The organism is Pseudomonas sp. PvP001, from assembly GCF_040546375.1.
In the GTDB taxonomy this organism is placed as follows: Bacteria; Pseudomonadota; Gammaproteobacteria; order Pseudomonadales; family Pseudomonadaceae; genus Aquipseudomonas; species Aquipseudomonas coleopterorum.
Genome location: NZ_JBEPNQ010000001.1, coordinates 3,546,413 through 3,568,086 on the forward strand (window position 1 = coordinate 3,546,413; position 21,674 = coordinate 3,568,086).

The following is a 21,674-nucleotide window of genomic DNA, read 5'->3' on the forward strand; positions in this document are numbered from 1 at the left end:
CGTCCGGGGTCACCGCGTTTCCTCAGGCACACCGCATCAAGATTGCTTGGCTGTCCCCAGGGCCTTGAGAACGAAGGCGTATTCAAGGGCCACATCGCGCAGCCCCTGATAACGACCGCTCATGCCGCCATGCCCGGCGCCCAGTTCGGTCTTGAGCAGCAGCAGGTTCTTGTCGGTCTTGCACGCCCGCAGGCGCGCCACCCACTTCGCGGCTTCCCAATACTGCACACGGCTGTCGTTGTACCCGGCGATCACCAGCAGGTGCGGATACGCCTGCGCGGTGACGTTCTCATACGGCGCATACGCCTTGATCCGCGCATGCACCTCGGGCTCCTGCGGGTTGCCCCACTCGTCGTACTCGGTCACCGTCAACGGCAGGTCGGGGTCGAGCATGGTGTTGAGCACATCGACGAACGGCACCTCGGCCACCGCCGCCTGGAACAGCTCCGGCCGCTGGTTCAACACGGCGCCGATCAACAGCCCACCCGCGCTGCCACCGCTGATCACCAACTGCTCGGCGCGGGTCAAACCCTGTTCGATCACGTGTTCGGCACAGGCGATGAAATCGCTGAAGGTATTGCCCTTGTGCTCCTGCTTGCCAGCGCGATACCACGCCTCGCCCAGTTCGCCGCCGCCGCGCACATGGGCGATGGCGAAGGCGATGCCACGGTCCAGCAGGCTCAACCGTGCGTGGGAAAACCACGGGTCCAGGCTCTCGCCATAGGCACCGTAGCCGTACAGGTACAGCGGCGTAGGCTGCCCGGCGAAGGCCTTCTTCACCACCAGGCTGATCGGCACCTGGGTGCCGTCCGCGGCGGTGGCCCAGAGCCGTTGGCTGACATAGTCGTCGGCATCGAACGCGCCCAGCACCGGGGTCTGCTTGAGCACCACCTGCGCGCCGTCGCGCAGGCTCAACTGGCGCACCTGCCCAGGCCGATTGAGCGCCTCGTAGCGCAGGCGAATCTGCTCGCTGGCGAACTCCAGGCTGTCGGAAACGTACAGGCTGTACGCGGCATCGGGCAGTTGCACCGGATACGGCGCCTGTCCCTGGGCATGCACTTCGATGATCGGCAGGCCGCGCGCACGCAGGCTCAAGGTAAAGGCTGCGGCATTGAGGGTCACGCCTTCGAGCATCACCTCGTCACGGTGCGCGATCAGCGTTTGCCACTGCTCGCGGGTCGGCGCCGTGCCGTTGTCGGCTGCCTGGTACAGGGCGAAATTGATGCCTTCCTGGTTGCTGCGGATGAACCAGGTCCAGGCACCGTCGAACTGGCCGTGATCGGGGTAGTACTCATGGTGCTCGACCCGTGGCGCCAGGCAGGCGAAGTCACCGCTGGGCTGCTCGGCATCCAGCACCCAGGCCTCGCTGGTGGTCTTGCTGTTGAGCAGCAGGATCAACTGGCGCTCGGAACTGGCGCGGTAGCAATGCAGGAAGAAACGCCCGTCGAGCTCCTCGAAGACCTGCTCGGCACCCTCGCTGCCTAAGGTATGGCGGTGCAGCCGATAGGGGCGGTGGGTCTCGTCCAGTTCGCCGAAGAACAGCGTCTGGCTGTCGTTGGCCCAGGTCATGCTGCCGTCGCAGTCATCGAAGGGCAACTCGGCCACGGCCCCGGTGGCCAGCTCCTTGACGAACAGCCGGTAGACCTCGTCGCCACTGGTGTCCAGGCTGTAGGCCAGACGCTGGTGGTCGGGGCTGACGTTGAACGCACCCATGGACAGGAAGCCGCCGTCTGCCAGCACGTTGGGGTCCAGCAACAATTGCTCGGAGTGCTCGTCGACCTGGCTCGAGCCATCGGCCGGACGCGCGCAGCGATAGTGCCGCGGGTACTCGTCACCCGCCGTGGTGCGGGTGTAGTACAACCAGGGTCCCCAAGGGGAGGCGAGGGACAGGTCGGTTTCGCGAATGCGCCCCTTGATCTCCTCGAACAACTGCTCGCGCAGTTCGGCCTGGTCGGCGAGCTGCGCTTGCTGCCAGGCATTCTCGGCCTTGAGGTGGTCGAGCACGTCGGCGCGGTCGCGTACCTGCAGCCAGGCGTAGGGATCGGCGCCGGGAGCGACGTGGGCGATAGGGGCGGCGGTTGGCTGGGACATGAGCGGCTCTCTTGGCGCAGGCGTTGACGGCACGTGCCGGTGGGCACGACAACAGCAGCGCCTGGCAGGCGAAAAGCCGTTATCATAAGCGCCTATTTGCCTGCCATGCCACGGACACCATGACCGAGAACGACTATTTCCTCGCCTGGGGTATCTACGCCTTCGCCGCCTTGGGCTGCATTCTTGTGTGGTTTCGCATCACCCGCTGGATGTGGCGCTACCTGCGCGAGCCACTTCGCCTGCTGGGCGTGGTGCTGTTGCTGACGCCCACGGTGGTCGACCCGGCCCGCGACCTGCTGGCCCCGGCCGTCGCCATCAGCACGCTGGAACTGCTGTTCAAGATGGGCGGCAGTGCCTGGGGCGCGATTTCCGATCTGACCATGGCGGCGGTGATCGCCCTCGGTGTGTACGTGATCTTCGCCCTGGTGCGCCTGCCGTTCCTGCGCAAGGCCGAGGCGCGCCGTCGGGCGCAAGCCCAGGCTCAGGCGGACGCTGCCGCGCAACGCGATGACGATGGCGAAGCGCTCGCGCAGCGCGTCGACGATCGCGAACAGCGCCACGTCCCGCCACCGCGGGAAAACCTGCGTGTCGAACCGCGCATCTGAATCCACGCCCATCGTCTCGAGTACCGTGCATGTGTGAACTTCTGGGCATGAGTGCCAACGTACCGACCGATATCGTTTTCAGCTTCACCGGCCTGATGCAGCGCGGCGGCCGTACCGGGCCGCACCGCGACGGCTGGGGCATCGCCTTCTATGAAGGCCGCGGCCTGCGCCTGTTCCAGGACCCGACCGCCAGCAGCGAATCGGAAGTGGCGCAGTTGGTGCAGCGCTATCCGATCAAGAGCGAAGTGGTCATCGGCCACATTCGTCAGGCCAACGTCGGCAAGGTCTGCCTGGCCAATACTCACCCGTTCGTGCGTGAGCTGTGGGGGCGCAACTGGTGCTTCGCCCACAACGGCCAACTGGCCGGTTTCGATCCGCGTGCCGATTTCTACCGCCCGGTGGGCGACACCGACAGCGAAGCGGCTTTCTGCGATCTGCTCAACCGCGTGCGTGACGCCTTTCCCGAGCCGGTCGAGTTCGAACGGCTGCTGCCCATCCTCGTGCAGGCGTGCGAGCAGTACCGTGGGCAAGGCGTGTTCAACTGCCTGCTCAGCGACGGTGACTGGCTGTTCTGCTTCTGTTCGACCAAGCTGGTGCAAATTACCCGGCGGGCACCTTTCGGCCCGGCACGGCTCAAAGACGTGGACGTGATCGTGGATTTCCAGGCCGAAACCACGCCTGACGATGTGGTGACGGTGATCGCCACCGAACCTCTCACCGAGAACGAAACCTGGAACCGTTACGAGCCCGGCAATTGGGGCCTGTGGCGACAGGGCGAATGCGTGGCCACCGGACAGGCGCAGCCGGCCTAGCCTGCCTGATCGCCTGGAACGACCGACAAGAAGCACCGTGGCGTTGCCACCCTAGACCGAGAGAACCTTCATGCTGCGAAGCTACCTGCGACTTGTGCTGTTTGCCGTCGGCCTGCTGGTGGGTGTGCAAGTGCCCGGCGTGATCAACGACTACGCCCAGCGGGTCGAAGCCCATCGCCTCGAGGCGCAACAGAGCCTGCGTGGTTTCAGCGAAACCGCGCAGCGTTTCTTCAATGGTGACCTGCAGGCACTGGTGGCCCATTACCGCGCCAGCGAGGATCCGGTGTTCCGCAGCGACGCTGCCAGCATTGGCGCGTTGCTGGCCCGCAACCAGTTGCTGGAGCGTGAGTGGCAGGCGTTGCAGGGACCCTGGTATGAAAAAGCCTGGCATGTGCTGGCCAAGGCCGATCCGCAACTGCGCCAGGAAACCCTGAACGGCTACAGCTACCAGGTGCTGCTGGCGCCGGAAGCGATTGCCTGGGGCATCGCCTGCGCGCTGCTGCTGGCCTGGGTCGTGGAAAGCATCATCCTGTTCATCGGCTGGACCCTGTGGTTCGGCCGTCGCCGCGCCAAACCCGTGGCCGAACCCCTGGTACGTCGCGAACGCTAGACCGCGACCCGGCGCGCATCAGCCGTCACTTGGCCAGGTAGCGCATCCCGTCTTCCAACCCGCTCAGGGTCAGCGGGTACATGCGCTCTTCCACCAGCTCTCGAATCAGGTGGGTGGAGGCCGTGTAACCCCAGGTGTCCTGCGGATAGGGATTGATCCAGATGAGTTTCCTGTAGGTCTGCACGAAGCGCTGCAACCACACCAACCCCGGCTCCTCGTTCCAGTGCTCGACACTGCCGCCCGGGTGAGTGATTTCATAGGGCGCCATGGCCGCGTCGCCGATGAACACCACCTTGTAGTCCGGGCCGTATTTGTGCAGCAGGTCGTGGGTGCTGATGCGCTCGGCGTTGCGCCGGTGGTTGTCCTTCCAGACCGTTTCGTAGACGCAGTTGTGAAAGTAGAAATACTCCAGGTGTTTGAACTCGGTGCGACAGGCCGAGAACAACTCCTCGCAGACCTTCACATGGGCGTCCATCGAACCGCCGATGTCGAACAGCAGCAACAGTTTGACGTTGTTGCGCCGCTCGGGGCGCAGCTGGATGTTGAGCAAGCCGCCATCGCGTGCGGTGTGGTCGATGGTGCCGTCGATGTCCAGCTCGTCGGCCGCACCCTGCCGGGCGAACTGGCGCAGTCGGCGCAGTGCCACCTTGATGTTGCGCGTGCCCAGCTCGACGCTGTCATCCAGGTTGCGGTATTCGCGCTGGTCCCACACCTTCACGGCCTTGCCCTGGCGTTCGCCGGCATCGCCCACGCGGATGCCCTCAGGGTTGTAGCCACCCGAACCGAACGGGCTGGTGCCACCGGTGCCGATCCACTTGCTGCCGCCGGCGTGCCGACCTTTCTGCTCTTCCAGGCGCTGCTTGAAGGCTTCGATCAGCTTGTCCAGCCCGCCCAGGGACTGGATCTGCGCGCGCTCCTCGGCACTCAGCGAGCGCTCGAACTCCTTGCGCAACCATTCTTCCGGAATCAGTGCTTCAAGGTGTTGATCGAGGTTCTGCAGGCCATTGAAGTAGGCCGAAAACGCCCGGTCGAATTTGTCGAAGTGGCGTTCATCCTTGACCAGGATCGCCCGCGCCAGGAAGTAGAACTCGTCCATGTCGGCGAACGTCACCCGTTGCTCCAGGGCGTTGATCAGGTCAAGCAACTCGCGCACCGACACCGGCACCTTGGCCGCGCGCATTTCATTGAACAGGTTGAGCAGCATGGCGGACGCCCTCGCAGTCGGAAAGAGGGAGTCAGCGGTTGCCGCGCCGGCTCATGAAGGCCAGGCGTTCGAGAAGCTGCACGTCCTGTTCGTTCTTGACCAGGGCACCGGCCAGCGGTGGAATCGCCTTGGTCGGATCGCGTTCGCGCAGCACGGCTTCACCGATGTTGTCGGCCATCAACAGCTTGAGCCAGTCGACCAGCTCGGAGGTGGAGGGCTTCTTTTTCAGGCCCGGCACCTTGCGCACATCGAAGAAGACGTCCAGGGCCTCGGCCACCAGGGTTTTCTTGATGTCGGGGTAGTGTACGTCGACGATGCGTTGCAGGGTCGCGCGGTCGGGAAAGGCGATGTAGTGGAAGAAGCACCGACGCAGGAACGCATCGGGCAGCTCTTTTTCGTTGTTGGAGGTAATGATGATGATCGGGCGATGGCGAGCCTTGATGGTTTCGTCGGTCTCGTAGACGTAGAACTCCATCTTGTCGAGTTCCTGCAGCAGGTCGTTGGGGAACTCGATGTCGGCCTTGTCGATTTCATCGATCAGCAGGATGACCCGTTCATCGGCTTCGAAGGCCTCCCACAGCTTGCCTTTCTTGAGGTAGTTGCGCACGTCGTGGACCTTGTCCACACCCAGCTGCGAATCGCGCAGACGGCTGACCGCGTCGTACTCGTACAGGCCCTGGTGGGCCTTGGTGGTGGACTTGATGTGCCAGGTGATCAGCCGCGCACCGAAGGACTCGGCCAGTTGCTCGGCCAGCATAGTCTTGCCGGTGCCTGGTTCGCCCTTGACCAGCAGGGGCCGCTGCAGGGTGATCGCGGCATTGACCGCCAGCTTGAGGTCGTCGGTGGCAACGTAGGCGGGGGTGCCTTCGAACTTCATGGGGCTGTCCTCGGAAATCAGGTGTTGGGGGTCGACTATAGCGCGGTGTGTCAATTAAGGCCCCTTCGCGGGCAGAGCCCGCTCCCACAAGGTTGACTCGGACCCTGTAGGAGCGGGCTCTGCCCGCGAAGAGGCCAGTCCAGCCACAGCATTTTCATCTGACCTTGTGGGAGCGGGCTCTGCCCGCGAAGAGGCCAGTCCAACCACAGCATTTGCATCTGACCTTGTGGGAGCGGGCTCTGCCCGCGAAGAGGCCAGTCCAGCCACAGCATTTGCATCTGACCTTGTGGGAGCGGGCTTGCCCGCAAAGAGGCCAAGCCACCCACCTCATTCCTGCTTGGGTGGCGCCTGTTCATAGCGCGCATTGAAAGCCTGCACGAAGCCGTTGCGCAGGATCTGCCAGAACGCCTGCAGCGGGCTGATGTCCTGGCGATGCACGTTACCGCTGAGTTCGACCCGGGTCGCGAACTGGTTCTGCGATTGGTTCTTGAGCACCGTCTCGGTCCCACCGACCACTGCCTCCCAGATCGAACGGAAGAAACCCTTGTCCTTGTTTTCCACGTCCTGCTGCCAGTTGAACACATCGACGTTGTGCAGCAGCGGCTTGATGTAGCCACTCAGGCGGGCATTGTCGGCATCCGCCTCGATCACGATATCCCCGCTACCGGCGTTGAAATCGAACTTGCCATAGGCACCGGAGAAGTCATTGAGCCGACGCAACTCGATCCCGGTGGCACGCAGGCGGAATTCGAAATCTTCGAAGTTGCTGAACGGATCGAACGTGGCGGTGCTTTCCACCGGGGCCTGGCCGAACAGCTTGGCATGGCCTTCGAAACGCGCATCGCGCTTGCCTTCCAGGTCTTCCACATTGGTCAGGTTGTAGAGGCTGGCGTTGACCTGGTTGGCGCTGATGTTGACTTGGGGTTTGGACGAGAAATTGCGGAAGCTGATCTTGCCGTCGTTGACCCGCACCTCGTTCAAGGTGATCGGCAGTAGCTTGTTCATCTGGTCGCGCCAGTCGGTGCCGGCACCGGTCTGGGTGGCCTGTTTGTTGGCGCCACCGTCGACGAAGTTAAGCTCCGGGCGCAGGAATTCCACCCGTGCCACCACCGCGTGGTCGTACCACAGGGCGTGCCAGCTCACGGCGATGTCGATCACCGGCGCATCGAGCAACGGTACCGGCACCTTGCCGCTGGTCTTGATGATCTGCAGGCCATTGATCTGATAGGCGCCGCGCCACCAGGCCAGGTCGACGTCGCTGACGCGGCCCTTGTATTCGCCCATGTCGGCGAGCTTGTCGTTGAGGTAGTCGCGCACCAGGTAGGGCAGGGCGATGTGCAGGGCGAGCACCAGTACAACCAGGCCGGTGAAGGTCCAGAGCGGCCAGCTGTAGCGACGTTTCATGGCAGAATCTCCCGAACGATGGTTAGCCATTGACTGTCCACAGTCTCATCCGTTCGCTGGACTCGCCCCCATCACGGGCTTAACCTTGGATTTTTCCTGCTGCAGCACAAGGACCTTTTCGCCATGAGCCGCATTTACGCCGACAACGCCCACTCCATCGGCAACACGCCGCTGGTGCAGATCAACCGCATCGGCCCGCGCGGGGTGACCCTGCTGGCCAAGATCGAGGGGCGCAACCCCGGCTACTCGGTCAAGTGCCGCATCGGCGCGAACATGATCTGGGACGCGGAAAGCTCGGGCAAGCTCAAGCCGGGCATGACCATCGTCGAGCCCACCTCGGGCAATACCGGCATCGGCCTGGCTTTCGTGGCCGCCGCGCGCGGCTACAAGCTGATGCTGACCATGCCCGCGTCCATGAGCCTGGAGCGGCGCAAGGTGCTCAAGGCGCTGGGAGCCGAACTGGTCCTGACCGAGCCGGCCAAGGGCATGAAGGGTGCCATCGAAAAGGCCGGCGAGATCGTCGCCAGCAACCCCGAGCTGTATTTCATGCCGCAGCAGTTCGACAACCCGGCCAACCCGGCCATCCATGAGAAGACCACCGGCCCGGAAATCTGGAACGACACCGACGGCGCCGTCGATGTTCTGGTGGCCGGCGTGGGGACCGGCGGGACCATCACCGGCATCTCGCGCTACATCAAGCAGGTTCAGGGCAAGTCGATCCTCAGCGTTGCGGTCGAGCCGCTGACCTCGCCGATCATCACCCAGGCCATGGCCGGCCAGGACATCACTCCCGCGCCACACAAGATCCAGGGCATCGGCGCCGGGTTCATTCCGAAGAACCTCGACCTGTCGCTGGTGGATCGTGTCGAGCTGGTCAGCGACGACGAAGCCAAGGCCATGGCGCGGCGCTTGATGCAGGAGGAGGGCATTCTCTGCGGCATTTCCTGTGGCGCCGCCATGGCAGCCGCCGCCAAGCTGGCGGAGAAGCCGGAAATGCAAGGCAAGACCATCGTGGTCATCCTGCCCGATTCGGGTGAGCGCTACCTGTCGAGCATGCTCTTCAGCGACCTGTTCACCGAGACCGAACTGCAAGCCTGACGGCAGCGGTATGTCTCACCATAGGAGCGGTCTGCGGCCGCGAAAATCACGCCGCGATGCACCTGACCCACCGCGCCGATCTTTTCGCGGCCGATGACCGCTCCTACGGGCCCGCAACGGCTGCATGCCGACCGTTGCCCCGCGCCTTTCATTTCCAGCCGGGCCCCCAGGGTTTATCATGGCGCACTGCCCATTCGAGGATCCGCTCCATGACCCTTTCCTTCGCCGCCAAGGCTGCCGTGCTGTTGCTGTTCATCGGCAGCACGCTCTACGTGCACCTGCGGGGCAAGGCGCGTCTGCCGGTGCTGCGCCAGTTCGTCAACCATTCCGCTCTGTTCGCGCCCTATAACGCCTTGATGTACCTGTTTTCCAGCGTGCCGTCCAAACCCTATCTGGACCGCAGCAAATTCCCCGAGCTGGATGTGCTCAAGGACAACTGGCAGGTCATCCGCGACGAAGCCATGCACCTGTTCGACGAGGGCTATATCCGCGCCGCCGAGAAGAACAACGACGCCGGCTTCGGCTCGTTCTTCAAGAAAGGCTGGAAGCGTTTCTACCTCAAGTGGTACGACAAATCCCTGCCATCGGCCAACGCGCTGTGCCCCCGCACCGTGGAGTTGGTCAACAGCATTCCCAACGTCAAGGGCGCCATGTTCGCGCTGCTGCCCGGCGGCAGTCACCTGAACCCGCACCGCGACCCGTTCGCCGGTTCGCTGCGCTACCACTTGGGCCTGTCGACGCCCAACTCCGACGCCTGCCGTATTTTCGTCGACGGCCAGGAATACGCCTGGCGCGATGGTGACGATGTGATGTTCGACGAGACCTACGTGCATTGGGTCAAGAACGAGACCGAGCACACTCGGGTCATCCTGTTCTGTGACATCGAGCGGCCGCTGAGCAATCGCTTCATGGCGAGCCTCAACAAGCGCGTCAGCGCGTTCCTGGGTCGCGCCACTGCGCCGCAGAACCTGGACGACGAACGCGTCGGCGGCATCAACCAGGCCTACGCCTGGAGCAAGACCTTCAGCGATCGCTTCAGCGGCAAGGTCAAGCAGTTCAAGCGCGCCAACCCCAAAGCCTACCGCGTGCTGCGCCCGGTGCTGGCGGTAATTGTGCTGACCGCGTTGGGGTACTGGTTGTTTGGTTGATCCTTAAGGCCTTTTCACCGCCTTCGCCGCCCTACGCGCAAGCCCGCTCCCACAGGATTCTCGCTATTCGACAACCCTTTGTGGGAGCGGGCTTGCGCGTAGGGCGGCGAAGGCGTCAGTACAGGCAATACACCTCCCTCCCTTGTCACACCTTGTCCAACCTCCCCACCTGAGGATGCATACGATTCGCTTTTACAACCGAATCGTAAGGAAGTTCCATGCATCCTCCACTTTCTTTGCGGCCCCTGGCCGTGATGATCGCCCTGGCCACTGCTGGGGTGGCTCGAGCCGAGCCGATCGAATTGACCGCCCCGACCGTCCTCGATGAGGTCGTGGTCACAGCGTCGGGCTTCGAGCAAAGCGTGGAGGATGCACCGGCCTCCGTCACCATCATCACCGGCGACGAACTGCGCAAGAAATCCTACAACGACCTCGGTGATGCCGTACGCAACATCGAGGGTGTGATCGTCAACGGCAGCGCCAACGAGACCGACATCTCCATCCGTGGCATGCCACCTGACTACACCCTGATTCTGGTCGACGGCAAACGCCAGAGCAGCCGCGAAACCCGGGTCAACGGCAACCGCGGCTACGAGCAGAGTTTCGTGCCACCGGCCGAAGCCATCGAACGCATCGAAGTGGTTCGCGGCCCGATGTCTTCGCTGTACGGCTCGGACGCCATCGGCGGCGTGATCAACATCATCACTCGCAAGGTCTCTCCCCAGTGGGGCGGCTCGGTATCCTACGATTACGCGGCGGCGCCAGCACAGCGATCAGGGCAACGCTCGTCAGACCCAGTTCTACCTCAACGGTCCGCTGGTGGAGAAGTACCTGGGCGTACAGGTCTGGGGCCGCTACCTCGACCGCCAGGCCGACGATGACGTGGAAGTCACCAACGGCTTCACCAAGGCCGATCACAAGGACCTCACCGCGCGCCTGGCCTTCACCCCCAACGAAGACCACGACATCCTTCTGGAAGGCGGCGCCACGCGCCTGAAGAACGGCGACGGCACCAGCGTCAACTGGGCCACCCGCGAGCAGGAAAACAACCGCGACCACTACTCGCTCTCGCACCAGGGGCGCTGGGGCTGGGCGACGTCGGACGTGTCCCTGGCCTATGAAAAAGCCAGCCGCGAGGGCAAGGCCGCAGCCAATCAGCCGGAAATTCTGGGGCGCAAACCGGTGGTGGAGAACACCGTGTTCGATGCCAAGCTGGTCATCCCCACGGCCTACAACATCACCACCACCGGCCTGCAATGGAACCGGGCGCAACTGAGCGACTGGAACCAGGGCCTGATGGACCGCCGCAACTACGAGTTCTCGGTGACCCAGAAAGCCCTGTTCGCCGAAAACGAATGGTCGGTGACCGACGATTTCGCCTTGACCACCGGCGCCCGCGTCGACGAGCACGAGCAATACGGCACCCACGTCAGCCCGCGTCTCTATGGTGTCTGGCGTGCCACTCCGGACTGGACCTTCAAGGGCGGCGTGGCGCGCGGCTTCAAGGCTCCCGAGATTCGCGCCGTGGTGCCCGGTTACGCCACCATCCGCCGCAACACCTACGTAAACCTGGGCAACCCGGACCTGAAACCGGAAACCAGTACCAACTACGAACTGTCGGCACTGTGGTCCAACCGCAATAACCTGTCGGCCGGTGCGACCGTGTTCCACAACGTGTTCAAGGACAAACTGTCCACGGAAAACACCGCGCGCCGCTGGAACGGCTACATCGTCCAGGACCGCATCAACGTCGATGAAGCAACGATCACCGGTGCCGAGGTCAACGGCCGCTGGGACATCACCCGTGCCTTTGCCGTGAAGGGCAACTACACCTACACCGATTCGGAGCAGAAGAGCGGCAGCAACGCAGGCGCACCGCTGTCGCTGACACCCGAGCACAAGGCGAACGTCAGTGCCGACTGGACCCTGTCCGACCGCGCCCAGGCGTGGGCCTCGGTCAACTACTATGGCCAGGAATACGGCACCACCCTGAGTGGCGAACCGGCCCCGGCCTACACCACGGCCGACATCGGTGGCTCGTACGAGCTGACTCGCGACATCACCCTCAAGGCGGCGGTGTACAACCTGGCCGACAAACGTCTGGATGACGACACCTACGGCACGGTCAACTACGGTCGCACGTTCTGGATGGGCACCACGCTGCGCTTCTGACACGCCAAGGCTCTACCGGAAGGATCAGCCCGGCAGCCGCACCAGGGCCGCCAGCCCCGGTGTCCGGTTTTCCAGCACCAGAACGCCGCCATGGGCCTGCACGCAGGCGCGGGCGATCGCCAGCCCCATGCCCAGGCCGCCACCGTGGCTGGGGTCGGCGCCGCCCTTGCCCAGCTGCACGAAGGGCTCGAACACCTGTTGCAGCCAGGCGGCGTCGATCCCCGGTCCGTGATCGCGAATCTCGATGCACAGCCCGCCTGACGCTTCCCGGTACAGGCGTACCTGCGCATCACCGCCATGGCGCAAGGCATTGTCGATCAGGTTGGTCAGCGCCCGCTTGAGGGCCAGCGGTCGACAACGGCACGCCACCGGCGCTGAGCCTGGCCAGTCGATGGGCGTGCCCAGGGTCTGGTAGCGTCGGGCGAGGTCGCTGAGCACCTCACTCAGTGAAACCTCGACGGTGGCCTCCTGCACCGCATCGCCGCGCACGAAGTCCAGGGTTTCGCTGACCATGGCGCGCAACTCGTCGAGGCTGTCGAGCATGTGCTGGCGCAGTTCGGGGTCTTCGAGCAACTCCACCTGCAAACGCAGCTCGGTGATGGGCGTATTGAGGTCGTGGCTCAGCGCGGCCAGCATGCGCGTGCGGCCCTCGACATGGCGGGCGATACGCTCCTGCATCACATTGAACGCCAGGGTCAGTTCCTGTGCTTCCCGCGGGCCCGACAACGGCAGCGGTGCGATCCATTCGCCCCGGCTGACGCGCTCGGTGGCCAAGGCCAGACGTTTGACCGGCGCGACGACGCGGCGCATGAAGAAAATCACGATCAGCAGCACCGGGATGGTACTGACCGGCACGCTGTAGGCCAGCAGCCGGCCCCATTCATAGGCACCGGCAGGTGCCTGCTCGGCGTTGAGCTGGGTGCCGTCGGGCAGGCTCATCGAGCTACGCAGGCGCAGGGCCTGCCAACCGGCACGCTTGAACAGATGCTCGCGGGCCGGGCCGCCGCTGCTGCGCTCCAACTGCAGGACAACCACCGCTTGGTCGGCAAGCCCCAGGCGCTGACGCACGGCCGTGGCCAGGCGTCGTTCTTCGGTGTGCATGGCAAAAGGCTGGACCTGGGCTGCGGAAGCCACCCAGAAGCGCGCGTCGGCAGTGCCCATGGCGTCGAGCAGGCGCCGGGCGTCGGCCGCCGGCAGATCGCGCGCCGCTTGATAGGCCGTGGCCAGACGCTCGACCACCAAGGTGCGTGACAGCGGGTGTACCAGCGATCCGGTGCGCTGCAGCAACAGCATCGCGATGAGGTTGGACGCCAGCAGCGCCAACAGCAACAGCACACCCAATTGCCGGGTCATGGCCCGTGGCCAGGCCCGGCGCAGCCCCTTCATGCCGGGTACTGAACGACGTTCGCTGCCAGGCGGTAGCCACCACCCCACACGGTCTGCAACAGCATCGGCTGCAAGGCGCTGTCGGCCAGCTTGCGGCGCAGACGGCTGATCTGCCGATCGATGGCGCGATCGAACAGATCGCTGCCCGGCCGCGAGGTCAGCTCGATCAAGCGCTCGCGGCCTAGCACGGTATTGGGGTGCTCGAGAAACACTTCCAGCAAGCGGCCTTCCACGGTGCTCAAACGTACCTGGCTCTGGTCGGAACGGGTCAGCGTGTTGCAGCCGCTGCGAAAGCTCAGGTCGGCGAACTCGAAACGACGCAAGGGGGCGGGCATCACTGACGTGGCTTCGCCGGGCGTGCCGCGCCTGCGCAGTACGCTGTGGATGCGCGCCACCAGTTCACGCGGTTCGAACGGCTTGACCACGTAGTCGTCGGCACCGGCGTCCAGCCCCTGGACACGGTCGGCGCAGGCATCGCGTGCGGTCAGCAGAATCACCGCGGCCGCCGACTTGTGCGCCAGCGCGCGACACAGCTCGAATCCATCGCCATCGGGCAGCATGACGTCGAGAATCAACACGTCGAACACGTCCTGCTTGAGCAGCGCCCACATGCCCGCCGCATCCTCTGTGGTGCGGACGTCGAAACCGAAACGGCGCAGGTAGATGGCCAGCGGCTCACGGATCTTGCGGTGGTCATCGACCACCAGCAGACGAGGAGGGGAAGGATTCATGATGGCTGCGTTCGCGGATGATTCTCATTCGGAACGCGATCTTACAGCAAGCTCGATGCCCGTGCAGCAGCGCCGGACGGGGGCGGCAGACGCCAACCCCGTCCGGCCGGTGTCACGCCTGAGCGTTCTTGAACGCCAGGCGGAACCGGTGCAGCAACGGCTCGGTGTAGCCGCTGGGTTGCTCACAGCCCTGGAAGACCAGCGCACTGGCGGCCGTGAACGCCACCGAGTTCTGGAAGTCGGCCGCCATCGGGCGGTACGACGGATCCCCGGCATTCTGCTGGTCGACCACGCGGGCCATGCGCTCCAGGGTTTCGACGATCTGCTCGCGGCTGACCACGCCGTGGTTCAGCCAGTTGGCCATGTGCTGGCTGGAGATGCGCAGGGTCGCGCGGTCTTCCATCAGCCCGACGTCGTGGATGTCCGGCACCTTGGAGCAACCGATGCCCTGTTCCACCCAGCGCACTACGTAGCCCAGCAAGCCCTGGGCATTGTTGTCCAGTTCCTGACGGATCTCCTCGGCGCTCCACTGCGCATTGGCCACCACCGGGATGGTCAGCAGGTTGTCCAGCAACGCATCGTGCTCGGCCTTGGCGTCGATCTGCTCCAAGGTCTGCTGCACTTCGCTGACGTTGACCTGATGATAGTGCAGCGCATGCAAGGTGGCCGCGGTGGGCGAGGGTACCCAGGCGGTATTGGCACCGGCCTTGGGATGACCGATCTTCTGCACCAGCATGTCGGCCATCAGGTCGGGCATGGCCCACATGCCCTTGCCGATCTGCGCTTTGCCGCGCAGGCCGCAGGCCAGACCGGTGAGCATGTTGTTGCGCTCGTATGCCGCAATCCAGGCGCTGCCTTTCATGTCGCCCTTGCGCATCATCGGGCCGGCTTGCATGGCGCTGTGGATCTCATCGCCGGTGCGGTCGAGGAAGCCGGTGTTGATGAACGCCACGCGGGTCGATGCGGCGCCGATACAGGCCGCAAGGTTCACCGAAGTGCGGCGTTCCTCGTCCATGATGCCGATTTTCAAGGTGTTGCGCGGAAGGTTGAGCAGGTTCTCGATGGCAGCGAACAGTCTGTCCGCGAAGTCCACCTCGGCCGGGCCGTGCATCTTCGGCTTGACGATGTACAGGCTGCCGGTGCGCGAGTTGCCTCGACGTTCCAGGTCATACAGCCCGATCAGGCTGGTGATCACACCGTCGAGAATGCCCTCGGGGATCTCCCGGCCTTCATCGTCGAGGATCGCCGGATTGGTCATCAGGTGGCCGACGTTGCGGATCAACAGCAGCGAACGGCCATGCAGGGTCAACTCGCCGCCTGTTGGCGTGTGGTACTGACGATCCGGATTGAGGCGGCGGGTGATGCGCTGGCCGCCTTTCTCCAATTCCTCGGTGAGATCGCCACGCATCAGGCCCAGCCAATTGCGGTAGATCGCCACCTTGTCACTGGCATCCACCGCCGCTACCGAGTCTTCGCAGTCGATGATGGTCGATAGGGCAGCCTCGAGCAGCAGGTCCTTCACACCTGCGGCATCAGTACGGCCGATGGGCGAGGTGGGGTCGATCTGAATCTCGATGTGCAGGCCGTGGTGCTTGAGCAGCACGGCAACCGGCTGCTGGGCGTCGCCCTGGAAGCCGACGAATTGGCTCGGATCGGCCAGCCCGCTGACGCTGCCATCGGCCAGGCTCACCTGCAATTGGCCGCCCTCGATGCGATAGCCGTTGGCATCGCGGTGCGAGCCGTTGGCCAGTGGGGTGCTCTGGTCGAGCAGGTCGCGGGCGAAGGCGATCACGCGATCGCCGCGAACCTGATTGTAGCCCTGGCCCTTGGCCGCGCCGTCGCTTTCCGGAATGGCATCGGTGCCGTACAGCGCGTCGTACAAGGAGCCCCAGCGGGCATTGGCGGCGTTCAGGGCGTAGCGGGCATTGGTCGACGGCACCACCAACTGCGGACCGGCCACCAGGGCGATCTCGTCATCGACATCGCGGGTGCTGATTTCCACGCGGTCGGGCTGGGGCTGCAGATAGCCGATGGCGTGCAGGAAGCTGCGGTAGGCGGCCGGATCCTGAATCGGACCGGGATGGGCACGGTGCCAGTTGTCCAGTTCGGTCTGCAAGCGGTCGCGTTCGGCCAGCAACAAGCGGTTCTGCGGTGCGAACTCGTGAACCAGGGCGTCGAAACCGGTCCAGAACGCTTCGGATTCCAACCCGCTGTCAGGCAGCACTTCGTTCTCGATGAAATCGTACAGGGTGGCGTCGACTTGCAGACGCTGGGCTCTCATGCGGTGCTTCATTGCGGTCTCCTTGGATACGGGGGAGGAAGTCAGGCCAGGGCGGCAGCGCCGGCCTTGGCGATCTGGGCATCTTCAGCGGGCTTGACCCCGGACACGCCGACCGCGCCGATGACCTGGCCTTCGTGGATCAGCGGCACGGCGCCTTCCAGGCACGTCATCAGATTACCGGACAGGAACGCGGTCCGCCCATTGTTGACCATCTCTTCGAACACCACCGATTCCTTGCGCCCCAACGCCGAAGTGCGTGCCTTGCCCGGTGCGATGTACGCCGTGCTGGCGGCGGCGCCGTCCAGCCGTTCGAACGCCAGCAGGTGACCGCCGTCGTCGACCACGGCAATGCCCACCGCCCAGTTGTTCTTCTGCGCTTCGGCGCGGGCAGCGGCGAGGATGCGGGTGACGTCTTCCTGGCCAAGAATCGCTTTGCTTTGCATGTGCTTCTCCAGTGCTGTTGTCGAGGGGTTCAAATAGCAGTGTGTCAAAGGTGCGTGTCAATCGGCCATGGCCTGTTCCACCAGTTCGATCCAGTGCCGCACCGGGGTGCGTGCGGCACCGTCCAGATGGTTCTGGCAACCGATGTTGGCGGTGGCGATCACTTGCGGCGCACCGCTTTCCAAGGCGTTCAGGCGGTTGTCGCGTAGTTGCCGGGACAACACCGGCTGGGTCACCGAATAGGTGCCGGCCGAACCGCAGCACAGGTGGCCGTCCGGCACATCGGTCAAATGAAAGCCCAGGCGTCGCAGGAGCTGTTCGGTCACGCCACCCAGCTTCTGCGCGTGCTGCAAGGTGCATGGGCAGTGGAAGGCCATGCGCAGGTCGGTGTGGACGGCCAATTGCTCCACAGGCTCGTCGCGCAACACCTCGACCAGGTCCTTGGCCAGCCGGCTGACTGTCCGGGCCTTGGCCGCGTAGGCCGGATCCTGTTCCAGCAGGTGCCCGTAATCCTTGATGAAAGCGCCGCAACCGCTGGCGGTCTGCACGATGGCTTCGGCGCCTGCTTCGATCGCCGGCCACCAGGCGTCGATGTTGTGCCGCGCCCGCTGCAGGCCGCGCGCCTGATCGTCCAGGTGATAGTCCACCGCACCGCAGCAGCCGGCCTGACGAACCGCCGTGACGCTGATGCCCAGGCGGTCCAGCACCCGCGCGGCGGCGGCATTGGTATTGGGAGACAGCCCCGGCTGCACGCAACCTTCGAGCATCAGCACGCGACGTGCGTGTTGCACGGCAGGGCGGGCCACGGCTGCGTGGACCTGGCGCGGCAGTTTGTCCTTGAGGCGTTGCGGCAGCAGTGGGCGAAAGGTCTGGCCCAGCTGGATCAACGCCTTGAATGCGCTCGGGTGCGGGGCCAGTGCACGCAGGCCGCCACGCAGCCAGCGTTGCTCTACGGGCCGCGGCACCGCCTGGTCCACCACTGCGCGGCCGATGTCCAGTAGGTTGTGGTAGTCCACGCCCGAGGGGCAGGTGGATTCGCAGTTGCGGCAGCTCAGGCAGCGATCCAGATGCTGCTGCGTGTGCGCCGTCACTTCGTGGCCTTCGAGCACTTGCTTGATCAGATAGATGCGCCCGCGCGGCCCGTCCAGCTCGTCACCCAGCAATTGATAGGTGGGGCAGGTGGCATTGCAGAAGCCACAGTGCACGCAACTGCGCAGAATGCGTTCGGCTTCCTCGGCACGTGGCAGCAAACGGGCCTGATCACTCAATTGGGTCTGCATGGTTCAGGACTCCTGGTTCACAGCTGCGCGTAGAGGCGGCCGGGGTTGAAGATGCCTTGCGGGTCCAGCTGCGTCTTGAGCTGGCGGTGATAGCGCAGCAGCAAGTCGGGCAGGGGCTGGAACGGTTCGGGGGTGATCCCGGCGGTGTAGCAGGTGACATGCCCCCCGACCGCCTCGACCACCTGCCGGATCGACGCGGCGCTGGCGCTGGATTTCAGCCAGCGCTGAGCACCGCCCCAGTCGATCAATTGCTCGCCGGGCAGGTCGAGGATGCCGGTATTGTTGGGCAACGACAGACGCCAGAGCGGTTCAGGCTGCGCGAAGAAAGGCAGGCGATGCTCGTTCAGGTCATCCCAGAACGCCGAGTCGATGGGCTCGCCGCCGATGCGTTCATGGGCAGCAGCCACCGATCCCTCGCCGCCTTCCAGGCGCAGGTAAAGCGCCTCATCGCTGTGGCACGCGGCACTGATCGGCATCGGCTGCTGACCCCACTCGGCGAGCTTGAGCAAGGCGCGCTCCGCATTGCAGTCCAACTTGATGCTGAAACAGGCGCGCGGCTTGGGCAGCACTTTGAGCGACACTTCAGTCAGCACACCCAGGGTGCCGAAACTGCCGGTCAACAATCGCGACAGGTCGTAACCAGCGACGTTCTTCATCACCTCACCGCCAAAACGCAAGTGCTTGCCTTGCCCGGTGATCACCCGCGTGCCCAGCACATAGTCGCGGGCCGAACCGGCCCAGGGCCGTCGCGGTCCGGACAGTCCGGCAGCGACCGTGCCGCCCAGGGTGGCCTGCTCGCCATAGGCCGGTGGCTCGAACGGCAGCATCTGTCCCGCCTGCTCGACGGCGGCCCGCAGGGTCTGCAAAGGCGTACCGGCGCGCGCGGTGATCACCAGCTCAGTGGGGTCGTAGCTGACGATGCCGCAATGCACACGGGTATCGAGCCGCTCACCGGCACCGATGCGGCCCAGGAAGGCCTTGCTGTCACTGCCCTGGATGCACAGCGGACGGTCGTCGGCCAGGGCCTGTCGCACCTGATCCAGCAGTTGCTCGCTGGCGTCGAAATCGCGGTCGGCCATCAGAAGCGCTCCAGCTCGGGGAATGGCAGTTGCCCATGGTGGATATGCATGGCGCCGAATTCGGCGCAGCGCTGCAGGGTCGGAATGTTCTTGCCGGGGTTGAGCAGGCGATCGGGGTCGAACGCGGCTTTCACGGCATGGAACAGAGTCAGCTCGTCACTGTTGAACTGCGCGCACATCTGGTTGATCTTCTCGCGGCCCACGCCGTGTTCGCCGGTGATGCTGCCACCCACCGCCACGCACAACTCCAGAATCTTCCCACCCAGGGCCTCGGCGCGTTCGAGCTCGCCCGGCTGGTTGGCATCGAACAGGATCAGCGGATGCATGTTGCCGTCCCCGGCATGAAACACGTTGGCCACGCGCAAATCGTACTGCTCGGACAGTTCGGTGATGCCCTTGAGCACCCCCGGCAGGGCGCGGCGCGGAATGGTGCCGTCCATGCAGTAGTAGTCGGGCGAGAGCCGGCCGACCGCCGGGAAGGCGTTCTTGCGGCCAGCCCAGAAGCGCAGCCGTTCGGCTTCGTCCCGGGCCTGGCGCACCTCGGTCGCACCGGCCTCGGTCAACACCTGGTAGACGCGCTGGCAATCGTCATGCACATCGGCTTCCACGCCATCTAGCTCGCACAGCAGAATCGCCTCGGCGTCCACCGGGTAGCCCGCGTGAATGAAGTCCTCGGCGGCGCGAATGGCCAGGTTGTCCATCATTTCCAAGCCACCGGGAATGATCCCTGCCGCGATGATATCGGCGACCGCCGCGCCGGCCTTTTCCACCGAGTCGAAACTGGCCAGCAGCACCTTGGCCACCTGCGGCTTGGGCAACAGCTTGACGGTGACCTCGGTGATGATGCCCAGCATGCCCTCGGAACCGGTGAACAGCGCCAGCAGGTCGAAGCCAGGCGAGTCGAGGGCATCGCTGCCCAAGGTCAGGTGCTCACCCTCGATGGTGAGCATCTGCACCTTGAGCAGGTTGTGCACGGTCAAGCCGTATTTGAGGCAGTGCACACCACCGGCGTTTTCCGCGACGTTGCCGCCGATCGAACAGGCGATCTGTGATGAAGGATCAGGAGCGTAATACAGGCCGTAGGGTGCCGCCGCCTGCGAGATCGCCAGGTTGCGCACGCCCGGCTGTACACGCGCCCAGCGCCCGGCGGGGTCGATCTCGAGAATCTGCTTGAACCGAGCCATGACCAGCAGCACACCTTGTTCCAGCGGCAACGCACCCCCGGACAGCCCGGTGCCCGCACCGCGTGCAACCACCGGTACCTTTCGCTCGTGACACAGCTTGAGCAACACCTCGACCTGTTCGAGCCGCTCGGGCAATACCACCAGCAGCGGTACGCTGCGATAGGCGCTGAGGCCGTCGCACTCGTAGGGGCGCAGGTCTTCGGCACGGTGCAGCACGGTCAGGTCGGGGAGTTGTGCGTGCAATGCCTGCACCAGAGCGGTTTTGTCCACCTTGGGCAGGACGCCGTCGATGCGTTCGTCGTAGAGGATGTTCATGGGCGCAGGTCACCGGCTTGTCGTTCTTATGCGCTCAACAGTGGTCGCAAACCACATGCCTGTCTACGTCCGGAACCACTGGTAGGACCAGTTCTTTTCGCCGCAGGGCTTCTCTCGGTGCCTCTACTGGCTTATTTTCGGGTTCTCGCCGACGGCTCCGGGCGAATCCTGGGCAATGGTCCTACCAGCAGGCATCCCATGCACAACAAACCTCAGATTGCCGATGTCGTGTGCGAGCGCATCGAGCGTCTTATCGTCGACGGCATTCTCAAGACCGGCCAGCCTTTGCCATCGGAGCGACGCCTGGTGGAAAAACTAGGGGTGTCGCGCAATGCACTGCGCGAAGGCCTCAAGCTGTTGCGCGCCCGCGGCATCATCGCCACCGAGCAGGGTCGTGGTTCGTTCGTGGCGTCCCTGTCGCCAGCCAACGATGCCACGCCCTTGATGCACCTGTTCAGTTCCCAGCCGCGAACCCTCTACGATCTGTTTGAGGTGCGTTCGCTGCTCGAAGGCGAGTCGGCCCGTCTGGCTGCGCTGCGCGGTACCCAGGCCGATTTCGTGCTGATCGAGCGCAGCTATCAGGCGCTGTTGGCGGCCCACGACCAGCCGCTGGACGCTACCCGGCACGCCCACCTGGACCATGCCTTTCACCTGGCCATCTGCGATGCCTCGCACAATCCGGTGCTGGTGCAGACCCTGCGCTCGCTGACCGACCTGCTGCTCAACTCGGTATTCGCCTGCGTGAACAACCTGTACCACCGCCAGCCGCAGAAACAACAGATCGACAAGCAGCATGCCAAGCTCTACACCGCCGTGATCAACCGCCAGCCCGAGCAGGCGCGCAAGGCCGCCGTCGCGCACATCGAGAGCATCTGCGCCAATCTGCGCGAGATCGAAGGGGAGGAGCAGCGTCTGGTCAGGGCGACGATGCGCCTGGAGGGGTGGACCTGAAACGC

The 21,674-nt window shown here is 64.4% G+C and carries 17 protein-coding genes and 1 pseudogene; 7 read left to right on the forward strand and 11 right to left on the reverse strand.

Translation table 11 applies throughout. The annotated features are described in order from the left end of the window. Positions 1–36: 36 nt before the first annotated feature. Positions 37–2,091, reverse strand: a complete 2,055-nt coding sequence (locus ABMD26_RS16235; protein ID WP_134723594.1) for a S9 family peptidase — start codon at positions 2,089–2,091, stop codon at positions 37–39. A gap of 119 nt (positions 2,092–2,210) precedes the next feature. Here ABMD26_RS16235 and ABMD26_RS16240 point away from each other — a divergent pair, with 119 nt between their 5' ends. The 3 genes from ABMD26_RS16240 to ABMD26_RS16250 all read left to right on the forward strand — a co-directional run bounded on the left by ABMD26_RS16240 (position 2,211) and on the right by ABMD26_RS16250 (position 4,118). Then, on the forward strand, positions 2,211–2,696 hold the full coding sequence (locus ABMD26_RS16240; RefSeq protein ID WP_240050175.1) for an MFS transporter: 486 nt from the start codon (positions 2,211–2,213) through the stop codon (positions 2,694–2,696). Between the two features lie 29 nt (positions 2,697–2,725). Then, positions 2,726–3,508, forward strand: coding sequence for a class II glutamine amidotransferase (locus ABMD26_RS16245; protein ID WP_354310689.1), 783 nt, complete (start codon positions 2,726–2,728; stop codon positions 3,506–3,508). A 70-nt stretch (positions 3,509–3,578) separates the two neighbouring features. Next, positions 3,579–4,118 carry a DUF2937 family protein gene (locus ABMD26_RS16250; protein ID WP_192068843.1) on the forward strand — a complete coding sequence of 180 codons (540 nt, stop codon included), beginning with the start codon at positions 3,579–3,581 and terminating at the stop codon, positions 4,116–4,118. Between the two features lie 25 nt (positions 4,119–4,143). Here ABMD26_RS16250 and ABMD26_RS16255 read toward each other — a convergent pair whose 3' ends face one another. The 3 genes from ABMD26_RS16255 to ABMD26_RS16265 all read right to left on the reverse strand — a co-directional run bounded on the left by ABMD26_RS16255 (position 4,144) and on the right by ABMD26_RS16265 (position 7,603). Continuing rightward, a complete protein-coding gene (locus ABMD26_RS16255; protein ID WP_354310692.1) occupies positions 4,144–5,322 on the reverse strand; it encodes a vWA domain-containing protein in 1,179 nt (392 codons plus the stop codon). A 31-nt stretch (positions 5,323–5,353) separates the two neighbouring features. Further along, on the reverse strand, positions 5,354–6,199 hold the full coding sequence (locus ABMD26_RS16260) for an AAA family ATPase (RefSeq protein WP_043193133.1): 846 nt from the start codon (positions 6,197–6,199) through the stop codon (positions 5,354–5,356). A 327-nt stretch (positions 6,200–6,526) separates the two neighbouring features. Then, on the reverse strand, positions 6,527–7,603 hold the full coding sequence (locus ABMD26_RS16265; protein WP_122742441.1) for a DUF748 domain-containing protein: 1,077 nt from the start codon (positions 7,601–7,603) through the stop codon (positions 6,527–6,529). Between the two features lie 123 nt (positions 7,604–7,726). Here ABMD26_RS16265 and cysK point away from each other — a divergent pair, with 123 nt between their 5' ends. The 3 genes and pseudogenes from cysK to ABMD26_RS16280 all read left to right on the forward strand — a co-directional run bounded on the left by cysK (position 7,727) and on the right by ABMD26_RS16280 (position 12,021). Continuing rightward, entirely contained in the window at positions 7,727–8,701 is a 975-nt protein-coding gene (gene cysK / locus ABMD26_RS16270; protein ID WP_049862474.1) for a cysteine synthase A, read from the forward strand. A 209-nt stretch (positions 8,702–8,910) separates the two neighbouring features. After that, on the forward strand, positions 8,911–9,849 hold the full coding sequence (locus ABMD26_RS16275; RefSeq protein ID WP_320523022.1) for an aspartyl/asparaginyl beta-hydroxylase domain-containing protein: 939 nt from the start codon (positions 8,911–8,913) through the stop codon (positions 9,847–9,849). 218 nt (positions 9,850–10,067) lie between these two features. Beyond that, a pseudogene (locus ABMD26_RS16280) lies at positions 10,068–12,021 on the forward strand (TonB-dependent receptor domain-containing protein). A 24-nt stretch (positions 12,022–12,045) separates the two neighbouring features. Here the strand turns inward: ABMD26_RS16280 and ABMD26_RS16285 are convergent. The 7 genes from ABMD26_RS16285 to glcD form a co-directional block, all read right to left on the reverse strand. Further along, complete coding sequence (locus ABMD26_RS16285; protein WP_354311837.1) at positions 12,046–13,374, reverse strand: ATP-binding protein; 1,329 nt, start codon at positions 13,372–13,374, stop codon at positions 12,046–12,048. Positions 13,375–13,403: 29 nt separating this feature from the next. After that, a complete protein-coding gene (locus ABMD26_RS16290) occupies positions 13,404–14,138 on the reverse strand; it encodes a response regulator transcription factor (RefSeq protein ID WP_354310695.1) in 735 nt (244 codons plus the stop codon). Positions 14,139–14,250: 112 nt separating this feature from the next. After that, positions 14,251–16,431, reverse strand: a complete 2,181-nt coding sequence (locus ABMD26_RS16295; RefSeq protein ID WP_354310697.1) for a malate synthase G — start codon at positions 16,429–16,431, stop codon at positions 14,251–14,253. 29 nt (positions 16,432–16,460) lie between these two features. Further along, the gene (locus ABMD26_RS16300; protein WP_049862480.1) at positions 16,461–16,862 is read right to left on the reverse strand and encodes a heme-binding protein; all 402 of its coding nucleotides are present in this window, start codon (positions 16,860–16,862) and stop codon (positions 16,461–16,463) included. Positions 16,863–16,919: 57 nt separating this feature from the next. Beyond that, positions 16,920–18,140 (reverse strand): glycolate oxidase subunit GlcF, encoded by a 1,221-nt coding sequence (gene glcF, locus ABMD26_RS16305; protein ID WP_354310700.1) that lies wholly within the window; start codon positions 18,138–18,140, stop codon positions 16,920–16,922. Between the two features lie 17 nt (positions 18,141–18,157). Continuing rightward, on the reverse strand, positions 18,158–19,219 hold the full coding sequence (gene glcE, locus ABMD26_RS16310) for a glycolate oxidase subunit GlcE (protein ID WP_354310702.1): 1,062 nt from the start codon (positions 19,217–19,219) through the stop codon (positions 18,158–18,160). Further along, positions 19,219–20,718 carry a glycolate oxidase subunit GlcD gene (gene glcD, locus ABMD26_RS16315; protein ID WP_134723584.1) on the reverse strand — a complete coding sequence of 500 codons (1,500 nt, stop codon included), beginning with the start codon at positions 20,716–20,718 and terminating at the stop codon, positions 19,219–19,221. Before glcD ends, glcE begins: the two co-directional genes overlap by 1 nt. A gap of 198 nt (positions 20,719–20,916) precedes the next feature. Between glcD and glcC the strand changes: the two genes are divergently transcribed. Further along, positions 20,917–21,669 carry a transcriptional regulator GlcC gene (gene glcC / locus ABMD26_RS16320; RefSeq protein WP_134723583.1) on the forward strand — a complete coding sequence of 251 codons (753 nt, stop codon included), beginning with the start codon at positions 20,917–20,919 and terminating at the stop codon, positions 21,667–21,669. Positions 21,670–21,674: the final 5 nt, after the last annotated feature.

Bases quoted from the DNA above. Each gene is read 5' to 3' on its own strand.
- ABMD26_RS16235 (WP_134723594.1), bottom strand. From the start codon at position 2,091: ATGTCCCAGCCAACCGCCGCCCCTATCGCCCACGTCGCTCCCGGCGCC.
- ABMD26_RS16240 (WP_240050175.1), top strand. From the start codon at position 2,211: ATGACCGAGAACGACTATTTCCTCGCCTGGGGTATCTACGCCTTCGCC.
- ABMD26_RS16245 (WP_354310689.1), top strand. From the start codon at position 2,726: ATGTGTGAACTTCTGGGCATGAGTGCCAACGTACCGACCGATATCGTT.
- ABMD26_RS16250 (WP_192068843.1), top strand. From the start codon at position 3,579: ATGCTGCGAAGCTACCTGCGACTTGTGCTGTTTGCCGTCGGCCTGCTG.
- ABMD26_RS16255 (WP_354310692.1), bottom strand. From the start codon at position 5,322: ATGCTGCTCAACCTGTTCAATGAAATGCGCGCGGCCAAGGTGCCGGTG.
- ABMD26_RS16260 (WP_043193133.1), bottom strand. From the start codon at position 6,199: ATGAAGTTCGAAGGCACCCCCGCCTACGTTGCCACCGACGACCTCAAG.
- ABMD26_RS16265 (WP_122742441.1), bottom strand. From the start codon at position 7,603: ATGAAACGTCGCTACAGCTGGCCGCTCTGGACCTTCACCGGCCTGGTT.
- cysK (WP_049862474.1), top strand. From the start codon at position 7,727: ATGAGCCGCATTTACGCCGACAACGCCCACTCCATCGGCAACACGCCG.
- ABMD26_RS16275 (WP_320523022.1), top strand. From the start codon at position 8,911: ATGACCCTTTCCTTCGCCGCCAAGGCTGCCGTGCTGTTGCTGTTCATC.
- ABMD26_RS16285 (WP_354311837.1), bottom strand. From the start codon at position 13,374: ATGACCCGGCAATTGGGTGTGCTGTTGCTGTTGGCGCTGCTGGCGTCC.
- ABMD26_RS16290 (WP_354310695.1), bottom strand. From the start codon at position 14,138: ATGAATCCTTCCCCTCCTCGTCTGCTGGTGGTCGATGACCACCGCAAG.
- ABMD26_RS16295 (WP_354310697.1), bottom strand. From the start codon at position 16,431: ATGAAGCACCGCATGAGAGCCCAGCGTCTGCAAGTCGACGCCACCCTG.
- ABMD26_RS16300 (WP_049862480.1), bottom strand. From the start codon at position 16,862: ATGCAAAGCAAAGCGATTCTTGGCCAGGAAGACGTCACCCGCATCCTC.
- glcF (WP_354310700.1), bottom strand. From the start codon at position 18,140: ATGCAGACCCAATTGAGTGATCAGGCCCGTTTGCTGCCACGTGCCGAG.
- glcE (WP_354310702.1), bottom strand. From the start codon at position 19,219: ATGGCCGACCGCGATTTCGACGCCAGCGAGCAACTGCTGGATCAGGTG.
- glcD (WP_134723584.1), bottom strand. From the start codon at position 20,718: ATGAACATCCTCTACGACGAACGCATCGACGGCGTCCTGCCCAAGGTG.
- glcC (WP_134723583.1), top strand. From the start codon at position 20,917: ATGCACAACAAACCTCAGATTGCCGATGTCGTGTGCGAGCGCATCGAG.